This is a genomic window from Bradyrhizobium barranii subsp. barranii, from assembly GCF_017565645.3.
Lineage (GTDB): Bacteria > Pseudomonadota > Alphaproteobacteria > Rhizobiales > Xanthobacteraceae > Bradyrhizobium > Bradyrhizobium barranii.
The window spans coordinates 3,894,499-3,907,369 of sequence record NZ_CP086136.1 but is presented as its reverse complement, the minus strand read 5'-3'; the positions used below and the strand labels follow the sequence as shown (position 1 = coordinate 3,907,369).

11 protein-coding genes are annotated in these 12,871 nt (G+C 65.6%); all 11 read right to left on the bottom strand.

What is annotated here, in order from left to right; translation table 11 throughout:
* Positions 1 to 18: 18 nt before the first annotated feature.
* The gene (locus J4G43_RS18505; protein WP_208085855.1) at positions 19 to 1,224 is read right to left on the bottom strand and encodes a sensor histidine kinase; all 1,206 of its coding nucleotides are present in this window, start codon (positions 1,222 to 1,224) and stop codon (positions 19 to 21) included.
* A 471-nt stretch (positions 1,225 to 1,695) separates the two neighbouring features.
* Positions 1,696 to 2,886 (bottom strand): multiple monosaccharide ABC transporter permease, encoded by a 1,191-nt coding sequence (gene mmsB / locus J4G43_RS18500; RefSeq protein ID WP_063984477.1) that lies wholly within the window; start codon positions 2,884 to 2,886, stop codon positions 1,696 to 1,698.
* Positions 2,883 to 4,460: a multiple monosaccharide ABC transporter ATP-binding protein gene (gene mmsA, locus J4G43_RS18495; RefSeq protein ID WP_208085854.1), complete on the bottom strand. Its 1,578-nt coding sequence runs from the start codon at positions 4,458 to 4,460 to the stop codon at positions 2,883 to 2,885. Before mmsA ends, mmsB begins: the two co-directional genes overlap by 4 nt.
* A gap of 101 nt (positions 4,461 to 4,561) precedes the next feature.
* Entirely contained in the window at positions 4,562 to 5,635 is a 1,074-nt protein-coding gene (chvE, locus tag J4G43_RS18490) for a multiple monosaccharide ABC transporter substrate-binding protein (RefSeq protein WP_063984479.1), read from the bottom strand.
* Between the two features lie 73 nt (positions 5,636 to 5,708).
* Positions 5,709 to 6,587, bottom strand: a complete 879-nt coding sequence (locus J4G43_RS18485; RefSeq protein WP_208089351.1) for an SMP-30/gluconolactonase/LRE family protein — start codon at positions 6,585 to 6,587, stop codon at positions 5,709 to 5,711.
* A complete protein-coding gene (locus tag J4G43_RS18480) occupies positions 6,587 to 7,663 on the bottom strand; it encodes an aldose epimerase family protein (protein ID WP_208085853.1) in 1,077 nt (358 codons plus the stop codon). Before J4G43_RS18480 ends, J4G43_RS18485 begins: the two co-directional genes overlap by 1 nt.
* Positions 7,664 to 7,665: 2 nt before the next feature.
* The gene (locus J4G43_RS18475) at positions 7,666 to 8,592 is read right to left on the bottom strand and encodes a Gfo/Idh/MocA family protein (protein WP_208085852.1); all 927 of its coding nucleotides are present in this window, start codon (positions 8,590 to 8,592) and stop codon (positions 7,666 to 7,668) included.
* Positions 8,589 to 9,341 (bottom strand): FadR/GntR family transcriptional regulator, encoded by a 753-nt coding sequence (locus J4G43_RS18470; RefSeq protein ID WP_208085851.1) that lies wholly within the window; start codon positions 9,339 to 9,341, stop codon positions 8,589 to 8,591. The genes J4G43_RS18475 and J4G43_RS18470 overlap by 4 nt, the downstream gene beginning before the upstream one ends.
* A complete protein-coding gene (yjfF, locus tag J4G43_RS18465; protein ID WP_208085850.1) occupies positions 9,338 to 10,318 on the bottom strand; it encodes a galactofuranose ABC transporter, permease protein YjfF in 981 nt (326 codons plus the stop codon). Before yjfF ends, J4G43_RS18470 begins: the two co-directional genes overlap by 4 nt.
* Positions 10,315 to 11,307: an ABC transporter permease gene (locus J4G43_RS18460; protein ID WP_071915511.1), complete on the bottom strand. Its 993-nt coding sequence runs from the start codon at positions 11,305 to 11,307 to the stop codon at positions 10,315 to 10,317. Before J4G43_RS18460 ends, yjfF begins: the two co-directional genes overlap by 4 nt.
* Positions 11,304 to 12,848, bottom strand: a complete 1,545-nt coding sequence (locus J4G43_RS18455) for a sugar ABC transporter ATP-binding protein (protein WP_208085849.1) — start codon at positions 12,846 to 12,848, stop codon at positions 11,304 to 11,306. Before J4G43_RS18455 ends, J4G43_RS18460 begins: the two co-directional genes overlap by 4 nt.
* Between the last annotated feature and the right edge of the window lie 23 nt (positions 12,849 to 12,871).

Below are 12,871 nucleotides of genomic sequence, written 5' to 3'. Positions count from 1 at the left end.
CGATGAGGAAACGATCCGCTATCGCCGGTCGGGCGCCATTCTCGGCAGGATGAGCAGAAACCGCGTCCCCGCGCCGGGCAGGCTCTCGAGCCGGAGCTGCCCACCCAGCCGGTCGACGACGATGCTGTGCACGATATGCAAACCGAGGCCGCTGGCGCCGTCGTGCCGGCGCGTGGTGAAGAACGGGTCGAAGGCCCGCCGTTCCACATCGGGAGCCATGCCGCAGCCGTCATCGGCAAACAGCAGCTCAACGTGGTCATCATTGACCGCACGGAGCGAGACGTTGATCGTTCCGGTCTCACCGTCGGAGAACGCGTGCGTCATCGCATTGACCGCAAGGTTGGTGAGCACTTGGCCGAAAGGCCCGGGATAGCTGTCCATGGCGAGATTCGTTTCGCAGTGGAGGCTGAACGCGATGTCGCGCGCCCGCAACTGCCGCTCGAACTGCGACAGAACCTGGCCGGTCAGCTCGCCTGCGTCGAAGCTGCGCCGAAATGACTCGGTCTGGTCGGCCGCCACCTGCTTGAAGGATTGCACCCGCTCGGCGGCGCGACCGAGATTCGTGACCAGCTGCGCCGACGCATCGCTGACCAGTTCCAGAAACCCTGTCAGTGTCGAGCGCTTGAGATTACCCCGCGCGACCTCCGCCGCGAACTGCTCCGCCTTGCGCTGGAGCGTCGATGCCACCGTCAGACTGCTGCCGAGCGGCGTGTTGATCTCGTGCGCGACACCGGCAACCATGCGCCCGAGCGCCGCAAGCTTTTCCGCCTCGATCAAGGTGTCCTGGATATCGCGCAGATGGCGAAGCGCGGTCTCAGCGGCGTCCCTGGCGCTGCGAATCTCCCGCTCGGCGCGCTTGCGTTCGGTGATCTCCTCCGCCGCCACGTTGACCGCGACAATCTCGCCATCTGGCATTCGCAGCGGGTGCCAATAAGTGACCCAAGAACGCTCCTCGACCTGATCGGCCCGCTGCCCCGCCACCTCGATACCGATCACGGGCTCGCCCGTCGCGACGATCGAGCGCACAATCTGCTCGACGGAATCCGCCAGGGCCGGCACGCAGTCCCTGACCGTATGTCCAAGATGGCCTTCGATGGATATGCCGCAGATCTCGGTCAGACGCTGGTTGATCAGCAAATAGCGGCAGTCCGGCGACAGACAGGCCAACCCGATCGGGGCGGTGTCGTAGATCAGCTGCAACGCCGGCAAAGTCGAGACCAGCATCACCTCCGAAGCCGGCGATGACCTCACTGTACTCGTCACTCAGGTTCCCCGTGGTCCCTTGCGTCGACCACATGAGATTAGCACGGAATTGGCGATCGGTTGATCTAGATCAAGAAGACGCGCCGGCGCCTCTCGTTCCGAGGCTCTGGCGTGAATCGCCTCGTTCAAAACAGAACAAAGGCCCCGATCAATAAACCTGCAGCAAAGGAGCCTAGCCCGAGGGTGCAGACGGAAACGATGCGCAAGAGGATGCGAAGCCGGCCCTCAAATTCATCGTCTGTCATCTCGTGGATATGAGCCGCCACTGGTGCTGCCCTGCCCGTGCCCTGCTCGGCCCCCCCCGGATCTAGTCCCCAAATCATGGTCATCGCGAGGCATCGGTTCCGGTCGCGATGCCGTGATCGAAATTGACGAAAATGGTAGTCGCCTGGCGGGGCGGCGCCAGAGCCTCCCCGCGACGTGATTTTGCGCCTACCGCCGCTGGTTATACACGTCGATGCACACCGCGCCGAGCAGCACCAGGCCCTTGATCACCTGCTGATAGTCGATGCCGATGCCGAGGATGGACATGCCGTTGTTCATCACGCCCATGATCATGGCGCCGACCACGGCGCCGCCGACGCGCCCCACCCCGCCATAGGCCGAGGCGCCGCCGATGAAGCAGGCGGCGATGACGTCAAGCTCGAAGCCGAGACCGGCCTTGGGCGTTGCGGTATTGAGGCGCGCGGCAAAGACGAGGCCGGCAAGGGCTGCGAGCACGCCCATGTTGACGAAGGTGAGGAAGGTCAGCCGCTCGGTCTTGATGCCCGACAGGCTTGCCGCCTTGGCGTTGCCGCCGACGGCATAGATCTGCCGGCCGATCACGGTGCGGCGGGTGACGAAGCCGTAGAGCGCGATCAAGGCGCTCATGATCACCAGCACGTTCGGCAAGCCGCGATAGGTCGCGATCAGGTAGGTGAAGTAGAGCACGGCGCAGGCCAGCACCACGCTCTTGCCAAGGAAGAACGCGTAAGGCTCGACCTCGATCCCGTGCGACTGCTCCCGCGCGCGGCTCTTGGCGCTGGCATAGACCAGCCCCAGCGCCAGCACCGCGCCGATCAGCATCGAGGTCGGATGCAGCGTGCCCGCTTCGGGCAGGAACTCCGGAATGAAGCCCGACGACAATTTCTGGAAGGTCGGCGGAAACGGCCCGAGCGACTGCCCCTGCAACACCGCGAGCGCAAGTCCCTTGAACACGAGCATGCCGGCCAGGGTCACGATGAAAGACGGTATCTTGAAATAGGCGACCCAATAGCCCTGCGCCGCGCCGATTGCAGCGCCGACCACGAGGCAGGCGATGAAGGCGAGCGTATAGTCGACCTTGTACGTCACCATCAGCAGAGCGGCGACCGCACCGACGAAGCCCGCGACCGACCCCACCGAGAGGTCGATATGGCCGGTGACGATCACAAGCAGCATGCCGAGCGCCATGATGACGATGTAGCTGTTCTGGAGCACCAGATTGGTCAGGTTGAGCGGCTGGAGCAGCGTGCCGCCGGTCATGACCTGGAAGAACAGCATGATCGCGATCAGCGACATCAGCATGCCGTAATTGCGCAAATTATTCTTGATGAAGCTGCCGGTCCGGCGCTCCTCGGGCAGCGACACCGTCTTGTCGGTCATGGCTGCAATCCTCCCATCTCCGCGGCCTCAGGCACGCCGCTTCCGTTGCTTCGTTCGTTGCGCATGATGGCGCGCATGATCTTCTCCTGCGTCGCCTCTGCGCCCTTGAACTCCCCGACGAAGGCGCCGTCGTTCATGACGCAGATGCGATCGCAGATACCGAGCAGCTCGGGCATCTCCGAGGAGATCACCACAACGCCGCGCCCGGCCTCCGCAAGCTCGTTGATGATACAGTAAATCTCGTATTTGGCACCGACATCGATGCCCCGGGTCGGCTCGTCCAGGATCAGGACCTTGGGATCGGTCATCAGCCATTTCGACAGCACCACTTTCTGCTGGTTGCCGCCGGAGAGCTGGCCGGTCTCCTGGTACACGTCGGAGCAGCGGATGCGCATGCGGCTCCGGTAGTCGCTGGCAACCTTCAGCTCGGCGATGTCGTCGATCACCCGGCCGGGTGCGACCTGGTCGAGGCTGGCGAGCGTGATGTTCTTGCGGACGTCATCGGCCAGGATCAAGCCCAGCTGCTTGCGGTCCTCGGTGACATAGGCAAGGCCGGCGTCGATCGCAGCCGCGACGCTCGGCAGCACGATCTCCCTGCCCTCGAGCCGGATCCGGCCGCTGATAGTGGTGCCCCAGGAGCGGCCGAACAGGCTCATGGCAAACTCGGTGCGGCCGGCGCCCATCAGCCCGGCAATGCCGACGACCTCGCCGCGCTTCACGCCGAAATTGACGTTCTTGATCACCTGCCGCTCGGGATGAATGGGGTGATAGACCGACCAGTTCTCGACGGTCAGGACAGGCGCGCCGATCTTCGCGCTGCGCTCGGGAAAGCGATGGGCGAGATCGCGGTTGACCATGCTGCGGATGATGCGGTCTTCCTGGATCGGCTCGCTGCGGCAGTCGATGCTGTCGACGGTGCGGCCGTCGCGCAGCACGGTGATGTGGTCGGCGACCTTGGCCACCTCGTTGAGCTTGTGCGAGATCAGGATCGAGCCGATGCCCTGCTCGCGGAAGGCCATCAGGCGTTCGAGCAGCGCGGCGCTGTCGGCCTCGTTGAGGCTCGCGGTCGGCTCGTCCAGGATCAGCATCCGCACCCGCTTGGACAGCGCCTTCGCGATCTCTACCAGCTGCTGCTTGCCGACGCCGAGGTCGGTGATCAGCGTATCCGGCGATTCCTTCAGGCCGACCTGCGCGAGCAGCTCGCGCGTGCGCCGGTAGACCTCGTCGCGATCGATGACGCCGAATTTTGACGGCGGATGCGACAGGAAGATGTTCTCCGCGATCGACATCAGCGGGATCAGCGCCAGCTCCTGGTGGATGATGATGATGCCGAGCGCCTCGGAATCGTTGATGTCGCGGAAGCGGCGCTCCTCGCCCTCGAAGACGATGGTGCCCTCGTAGCTGCCGGCCGGGTAGACGCCGCTGAGCACTTTCATCAGTGTGGATTTGCCGGCACCGTTCTCGCCGACAAGCGCGTGGATCTGCCCGGCCTCGACCGAGAAGTTCACGTCACGCAGAGCCTGCACGCCTGAAAAGCTCTTGCTGACGTTGCGCATCTCCAGCATGGCGGTCATGATTTCACATCCCTCGATCGCTGCTAGTTCACCTCTCCCCGCTTGCGGGGAGAGGGAGAAGAGGCTCTCCCCGCAAGCGGGGAGAGGGGAAAGAAAGAAGCTTACTGGAACTGCGACTTCTTGTAGTAGCCGCTGTCGACCAGAGTCTTCTCCCAATTGTCCTTGTAGACCACGACCGGCTTCAAGAGATAGGACGGCACCGTCTTGGCGCCGTTCTCGTAGGTCTTGGTGTCGTTGACGGTGACCTGCTTCCCGGCGAGTGCGGCGTCGACCATGTCGGCGGTCACCTTGGCGAGGTCGCGGGTGTCCTTGAAGATGGTCGAGTACTGATCGCCGCGCAGCATCGCCTTGATCGAGGGCACCTCGGCATCCTGACCCGAGATAACAGGCATCGGCTGACCGGCGCTGCCATAGCCGACGCCCTTCAGCGATGAGATGATGCCGATCGAGAGGCCGTCATAGGGCGACAGCACAGCGTTGACCTTCTTGTTGCCGTAGTAGGCGCTGAGCAGATTGTCCATGCGGGCCTGCGCGGTGGCGCCGTCCCAGCGGAGCGTCGCGACCTTGTCCATGCCCATCTGGCCGGAGACGACGACGAGCTTGCCGCTGTCGATGTACGGCTTCAGCACGCTCATCGCGCCGTTGTAGAAGAAGTAGGCGTTGTTGTCGTCGGGCGAGCCGCCGAACAGCTCGATGTTGAATGGGCCCTTGCCGTCCTTGAGGCCGAGCCCCTGCACGAGCGATTCTGCCTGCAGCACGCCGACCTGGAAATTGTCAAAGGTCGCGTAATAGTCGACGTTCGGCGTGCCGCGGATCAGGCGGTCATAGGCGATCACGGTGATGCCTTTTGCTTTCGCCTGCTTGAGCACGTCGGACAGCGTGGTGCCGTCGATCGCGGCGATCACCAGCGCTTTCGCACCCTTGGTTACCATGTTCTCGACCTGCGAGAGCTGGTTCGGGATGTCGTCCTCGGCATATTGCAGGTCGGTGTTGTAGCCGCGCTCCTTCAGCACCTTGACCATGTTGTTGCCGTCGTCGATCCAGCGCGCCGACGATTTCGTCGGCATGGCTATGCCGACCGTCGCCTTATCCTGGGCGGAGGCGGTGACGCCTGAGGCCATCGTCGCTGCGCCGGCCAGCGCCAGCGCGAGGAATGTCGTCTTCAGTTTCAGCATGTTTTACTCCCTTGGGTGTCAGACTGTTTCTTCGTTTCGTCGAGAACGTTGGTCGTGTGCGGCTTCGAGCCTCCTATGCGAGCGTGACGTCAGGCTCCGCGCGGCCACGCGCGGATGCCTGCAACAGGAAAGTGCAGCCGGCTTGCGGATCGGCGGCGCGCGCCGCGGCGTCCATATCCTGCCAGGCCGACGTGACGAGGAGGCGCGACAGATCAGGGCCGACGAAGGCCGGGCAGCTCGACTGCCTTGCCGGCACGCGCAGCGAGCGCAGGCGCTCGCCTTGCGGAGAGTAGACATCGATCCGGCCCGCACCCCAGCAGGCGTTCCAGATCTGCCCGTCGGCGTCGCACACCGAGCCGTCGAGGCCCCCGATGCCGGTGTGGCGCAGCAGAACGTCCGGCTCGCCTCGCGGCAAGCCGGTGGCCGGATCAAGCGGAACGGCGTAGAGCACGGCGCGCGCGGTGTCGGCGAAGTAGCCGGTCGCACCATCAGGTGAAAAGCAGATCGAATTGGGAATGGTGATGCGGGGGAACAGCATCGAAATCTTGCCGCGATGGAATGCGTAGATCGCGCCTGCTCCTGCCTCCGCATTGCGGCCCATGGTGCCGATCCAGAACGTGCCGGACTGATGCACACGGGCATCGTTGGAGCGCGTCGCGGGATTGTCGGCTTCAAGCGGACAGACCAGCGTCAACGCGCCGTCGGCGAGCTTGCGGATGTAGAGGCCGTCTTCGGCGACGATCAACTGGCGCTCGGCGTCGATGCGCCCGAGACCGCTCGCCATCCGGCCGAGCGCGTGGACACGAATGCTGCCGCTGCCGAGATGCGCCTCGAACAGCCGCCCCTCGCGGATATCGAACCACCAGGCCGTGTCGGTGCTCAAATCATAGGTCGGCCCCTCGCCGAGATGGCACGGATCGTCCGAGAGAACCGAGGTCGGCACCTCTTCCATCATGGCGTCCTCACTCCAAAGCGATAGACCGTGTGATGGCGGTAGACCTCGCCGGGATTGAGGCGCGGGCTCGGAAAATCCGGCCGGTTCGGCGCATCCGGCCAGATGTGCGGCTCGAGACACATGGCATCCGACTGCCGGATGAGCTTGCCGCCCTTGCTCGAAATCGTGCCGTCGAGATAGTTGCCGGAATAGACCTGAAGGCCGGGCTGATTGGTCAGGAGCTCCATGATGCGCCCCGAACGCGGCGCCTCCAGCCGGGCCGCGAAAGCAAGCTTGCCGTCACGCCCGAGACAGTAGGTATGGTCGTAGCCCTTGCCGTTCCGCAATTGCTGATCGCTCTCGCGGATGCGCGCGCCGACGGCCACGCCGTCGCGGAAGTCGAACGGCGTTCCGGCCACCGCGCGCGGCGGCTCAGCCAACGGAATGGCGGTGGGATCGATGGCGAGGAAATGCTCGGCGGCGACCGTCAGCTTGTGGTCGAGAATGGGCGTGCCTGAGGTCGCGCCTTCCAGATTGAAGAAGCTGTGATTGGTCAGGTTGACAATGGTCGGCCGGTCGGCTCGCGCCTCCATCGTCAACGACAGCTCGGCCGGGCCGGTAACGCGATAGGTCAGGCGCACGTCGAGCCGGCCGGGATAATTTTCTTCGCCATGCGGACTCGAATAGGTGAGCGTGACGCCCGGCTCCGCGCCGTCGTCGATGGCGGCAATCTCCCAGAGCTTGCGATCGAACCCGTCGAGGCCGCCATGCAGCGCATTCGGACCGTTGTTGACCGGAAGCTGCACCGTTTCGCCGTCCAGCGAAAATCGCCCGTTGGCAATGCGGTTGGCGTAGCGGCCGACGGTGGCACCGAAGAACTTTCGTTCGGCGAGATAACCGGCGAACGCGTCATGGCCGAGCACGACGTCGTCGTAACCGCCTTTGGCGTCCGGCACGATGAGCGCCTGGATCACCGCGCCATGGGTGATGATGCGGGCTTCGAACCCGCCCTCCCCGCGCAGCACGATGCGCTCGACGTTGCGGCCGTCCGGCAGCGTTCCGAAGATGTCTTTTGTTATTTTTGATCCAGCCATGTTCAGTCCACAAACGGTTCGACGATGTTGCGCCTGCCGAGCAGGAAGGCATCGGCAACGAGACGCAGCGGCGCCAGGTCGACGTCGCGTGCGCCGGTCGCGGTGAGCTTGACGAAGCGCCCGTACAGCTCGCGATATTCCTGATCGGACGCCTCGGCAACGGTCTCGCCGTCGATCGCCATGCGCCGACCGCCGCCCGACAACGTCATTCGGCCCTGGTCCGTTTCGACGAGGATATCCCAACTCTGCGGCCCGGTCTGGCGGAAATCGAACTCGGCGGTCACAGGCAGGCCGCCAATGTCGGCCAGCGTCAGGTTCGCGGCGATCGGGGCCTGGCAATTGGCTGGAAAGGCCAGCTCGGCCGCGGTGACGAACACCGGACGGGGCAGAATACGGGTCAGGATCGAGAGCGCGTTGATGCCGGGATCGAACACGCCGAGCCCGCCCGGCTCCCAGATCCAGCCCTGCCCGGGATGCCAGACGCGAACGTCTTCCTTCCAGTTGATGTGCACAGACTTGATCCGCCGCGTGAGAAGCCACTCGCGCGCCGGCTCGACCGCGGGCGCATAGCGCGAATGCCAGGTCGCAAACAGCGTTCGCTTGGCTTCCTCCGCCATTGCGATCAGCGGGTCGAGCTCGGCGACGCCGGTGCCGGGCGGCTTCTCCAGCATCACGTGCTTGCCGGCAGCGAGCGCCGCGGCGGCCTGGGCGCGCCGTACCTGCGGCGGCGTGCAGAGCGAGACGGCATCGATCGGCGGTCCCTTTTCCAGCAGTTCCTCGATGGTCGCAAAATGCGGCACGCCCGGCAGCGATGCGTTGCGGCTCGCGACGGCCGCGAGCGTCGCGCCCGCCGTCGCAGCAATCGCACCGACATGCTGGTCGCGCGCGATCTTGCCGAAGCCGACGATGGCAATACGAAGTTCGGTCACGCTTTTTCTCCAGTATCCGCGGACGGCAGCACCTCGGCCTCGTGGCGGCGCATACCGTTGTGAATGACATAAACCATCGCTTCCGAGGCGGTCTGGGCTTCGCCGGCGGCGATGCCATCGACGATCTTCTGGTGCCAGAGCAGCACGGTGTCGCGGTCCTCCGGCTCGACCGGTGCGCTGAGCAGGAAGGAGGCGCGCAGGGCGGCCTCGATGACGTGTCCGATCGAGCGCATGAACAGATTGCCCGACGCGCGCGCCACCGCAACATGGAGCGCGAGGTCGGCGTCGGCAAAGCCGACGGAATCGGAAGCCTCAAACCGCATGCGGTCCATGCAACGACGGAGCTCGGCGAGGTCGTCCTCGGACCGCTGCGCCGCAGCCAGCATGGCCGCGCGCGGCTCGACCGCGAGGCGAATCTCGGCGAGGTCGTTGAGGAAGCGCTTGTCGATGCCGGCGTCCAGATGCCAGGCCAGCACGTCGGCGTCGAACATGTTCCAGGCGGCGCGCTCGCGTACGACGGTGCCGACGCGGGCCTTGGTGGTGAGCAGGCCCTTGGCGACCAGGGTCTTCACGCTCTCGCGCAGCACCGGGCGCGACACGCCGAACATCGCAATCATCTCGGCATCACCAGGCAGGCGCGTTCCCTCGGCGTAGCGGCCGGCGATGATGTCGACGCCGATCGAGCGGGCCACTTCCGCATGGTTGGAGTGAGCCCGGCGCGTCGGGATGACGACGATGCGCGACGTCATGTGGCTGCTCCTGCGCGCTTCGCCGCCGGCCGCCGCGCGAGCGCGACCAGCCCCTGCTGCAAGGCGATGAAGGCGAACAGTAGCACGCCGGTTGCGATCTTGGTCCACCAGCTCGACAGCGTTCCGTCGAAATTGATGTAGGTCTGAATCAGGCCCTGGATCAGCACGCCGAGGAAGGTGCCGATCACCGAGCCCTGCCCGCCCGTGAGCAGCGTGCCGCCGATCACGACGGCCGCGATGGTGTCGAGCTCGACGCCGACCGCGGAGAGCGAGTAGCCGGCGCTGGTGTAGAAGGAGAACACGATGCCGGCGATGCCCGCGAGCAGGCTCGACAGCATGTAGATCCTCACCGTCATCTTGCCGACGGCAACGCCCATCAGGCTCGCGGTCGCCCGGCTGCCGCCGAGCGCGTAGACATTGGCGCCGAACCGGGTGAGATGCAGCAGCAAGGCGCCGCCGATCACGATCACGAGCATGATGATCGCAATCGCCGTCAATCGCCCTCCGCCGGGCATCCGCAGCGCGAAGTCCGACACGGTGGAATAGACCGGCGCGGTGATCGGCACCGATTCCGTCGAGAGCAGGAAGCTCGCGCCGCGGGCCAGGAACATCCCCGCCAGCGTCACGATGAACGGCGGCAGGTCGAAGATATGGATCACCGCGCCCATCGCCGCTCCGAAGGCCGCCGAGAGCGCGAGGATCGCGACGAAGGCAAGCAGCGGCGGCACGCCCCAGCGCTCGATCGCAAGCGCCACGAACACCGTGGTGAAACCGATCACCGAGCCGACCGAGAGGTCGATGCCGCCGGAGATGATGACGAAGGTCATGCCGGTCGCGACGATGCCGAGAAAGGCGTTGTCGGTGAGGAGGTTGCCGACCACGCGGGTCGAGGCGATGTTGGGGAATTGCACGGCGCAGAGCGCAAAGCCGGCAACGAGCACGATGGCGGTGATGAGGACGGGCGGCAGGCCTTTCATGCTTTGGACCTCCGCAGCCGCGCGGCGATGCCGGCAATCCCCGAAAATTTCGGCGATTGCAGCAACAGTACCGTCATCACCACCACAGCTTTGACCAGCAAATTGAACTCCGGTGGGTAGCCCGACAGCAGAATGCCGGTGTTCATGGTCTGGATGATCAACGCACCGAGCACGGCCAGCACGAGGCTGAAGCGGCCGCCGAACAGGGAGGTGCCGCCGATCACCACCGCGAGGATGGCGTCGAGCTCGAGCCAGAGGCCGGCATTGTTGGCATCCGCGCCCATGATGTCGGCCGCCGCGATCACGCCGGCGAGCGCGGCGCAGATGCCGCACCAGACGTAGACAGCCAGGATCATCGCACGCGTGCCGACGCCGGCAAGCTCGCTCGCCCGCGCGTTGCCGCCGGTCGCCTCGATCAGCAGTCCGAGCGCCGAGCCGCGCACCACCGCGCCGGTGAGAATCAGCATGCCCAGGGCGATCACGACTGGCATCGGCACGCCGAGCACCGCGCCATTGCCAAGCCAGACCAGATCCGGCGAGGAGAAGGTCACGATACGCCCCTCGGTAATGAGCTGCGCGATGCCGCGTCCCGCCACCATCAGGATCAGCGTCGCCACGATCGGCTGCATGCCGAGCACCGCGACGAGAAATCCGTTCCACAATCCGCAGATCAGGCCCGCGCCGAGCGCGGCCGCGAGGACCACGGCCAGACTGTGCGTGTCGGCAAGGCTCGCCGCGATCGCGCCCGAGATGGCCATGACCGCACCGACCGACAGATCGATGCCGCGCGTCGCAATCACCAGCACCATGCCGAGCGAGAGCAGCGCCACCGGCGTGCCGCGGTTGAGCACGTCGATCAGGCTGCCGAACAGCCGGCCGTCCTGAAGGCGCAGATCGAAGAATTGCGGCGACACGATGCGATCGACCGCCAGGATGACGATCAACGCGAGGATCTGGGCAAGGCCGCGGCGCGGCAACAGCGCTGTCATGCCCGGTCCTCATGCGCGACAGCGGCGCCATCGGCGGCGATGGCCGCGAGGATGTTGCCGACGTCGATCGCCTCGCCCGCGAGCTCCTCGACATGGGCGCGGTCGCGCAACACGACCACGCGGTCGGAATAGGTCACGATCTCATCCAGCTCGGAGGAGATCACGAGCAGCGCCAACCCGTCGTCGCAGAGCTCGCGGATCAGGCGGATGATCTCGGCATGCGCGCCGACGTCGATGCCGCGAGTCGGCTCGTCCAGCACCAGGAGGCGCGGCGAGGTCGCGAGCCAGCGCCCCAGCAGCACCTTCTGCTGATTGCCGCCGGACAGCAGCCCCACGGCGCGCTCCGGATCGGGCGGGCGGATGTCGAGCATCTTGACGTAGCGGCCCGCGATCTCGTCCTGCTCGCGGCGCGACAGTGGCCGGTGCAGGCCGCGCTTGGCCTGGAGAGCGAGCACGATGTTCTCGCGCACGGTGAGCTCGGTGACGATGCCGTCGGTCTTGCGTTCCTCCGGGCAATAGCCAAAGCCGTGGCGCACGCCGTCGCGCGGCGACTGCAGCCGCACGGGCGCCCCCTCCACCCTCGCCTGCCCGCCATCGGCGCGCTCGGCACCGAACACCAGCCGCGCCGTTTCGGTCCGGCCCGAGCCGAGCAGGCCGGCGAGACCCACGACCTCGCCATGGCGCAACTCGAGATTGAACGGCGCGACATAGCCGGCCTTGCCGTAGTTCTCGAAACTCGCGCAGACCTCGCGCGCCCGATGCTCTCCCGCCGACGCGCGGGCGCTGGTGGTCTCGGCCAGCTCGCGGCCGAGCATCATCCGGATCAGCTCGAGCCGCGGCAGCGAGGCGGTCTCGCGCTCGCCGACCAAGCGGCCGTTGCGCAACACCGTGATGCGGTCGGAGATCTCGTAGACCTGATCGAGGAAGTGACTGACGAATACGATGCCGATGCCGCGCTTGGCAAGCTGGCGCATGATGCCGAACAGGATCTCGACCTCGTGGCGGTCGAGGCTCGCGGTCGGCTCGTCCAGGATCAGCACGCGCGCGGAAAGATCGACGGCCCGCGCAATCGCGGTGACGTGCTGGATGGCGACGGAATAGCTGCCGAGCGGCGCGGCGACGTCGATATCGAGGCCGAAGTCCGTGAGAAGCGCCTTGGCGCGACGCCGCATCTCGCCTTCACGCACGATGCCGAAGCGCATCGGCTGTCGGTCGAGGAACAGGTTCTGCGCGACCGAGAGATTCGGCAGCAGATTGACCTCTTGGTAGACGGTGGCGATACCGGCCTGAAGCGCGGCCTTGGCCGAGCGCGGCGCGACCTCCTCGCCGCCGAGCCGGACGATGCCGGCATCGCGCGGGAATACGCCGGTGATCACCTTGATCATCGTGGATTTGCCGGCACCGTTCTCACCGAGCAGCGCATGAATCTCGCCGGCACGAAGCGTGAAGTCGACCTCCTGCAACGCACGCACAGCACCGAAGCTTTTGCTGATCCCACGCACCTCCAGCAGGGAAGGAGCAGGATCGGGGCTGTTCTCCATAACGACGTCACTCCCACCGGTGT

Bases quoted from the DNA above. Each gene is read 5' to 3' on its own strand.
- J4G43_RS18505 (WP_208085855.1), bottom strand. From the start codon at position 1,224: ATGCTGGTCTCGACTTTGCCGGCGTTGCAGCTGATCTACGACACCGCC.
- mmsB (WP_063984477.1), bottom strand. From the start codon at position 2,886: ATGACCGACAAGACGGTGTCGCTGCCCGAGGAGCGCCGGACCGGCAGC.
- mmsA (WP_208085854.1), bottom strand. From the start codon at position 4,460: ATGACCGCCATGCTGGAGATGCGCAACGTCAGCAAGAGCTTTTCAGGC.
- chvE (WP_063984479.1), bottom strand. From the start codon at position 5,635: ATGCTGAAACTGAAGACGACATTCCTCGCGCTGGCGCTGGCCGGCGCA.
- J4G43_RS18485 (WP_208089351.1), bottom strand. From the start codon at position 6,587: ATGGAAGAGGTGCCGACCTCGGTTCTCTCGGACGATCCGTGCCATCTC.
- J4G43_RS18480 (WP_208085853.1), bottom strand. From the start codon at position 7,663: ATGGCTGGATCAAAAATAACAAAAGACATCTTCGGAACGCTGCCGGAC.
- J4G43_RS18470 (WP_208085851.1), bottom strand. From the start codon at position 9,341: ATGACGTCGCGCATCGTCGTCATCCCGACGCGCCGGGCTCACTCCAAC.
- yjfF (WP_208085850.1), bottom strand. From the start codon at position 10,318: ATGAAAGGCCTGCCGCCCGTCCTCATCACCGCCATCGTGCTCGTTGCC.
- J4G43_RS18460 (WP_071915511.1), bottom strand. From the start codon at position 11,307: ATGACAGCGCTGTTGCCGCGCCGCGGCCTTGCCCAGATCCTCGCGTTG.
- J4G43_RS18455 (WP_208085849.1), bottom strand. From the start codon at position 12,848: ATGGAGAACAGCCCCGATCCTGCTCCTTCCCTGCTGGAGGTGCGTGGG.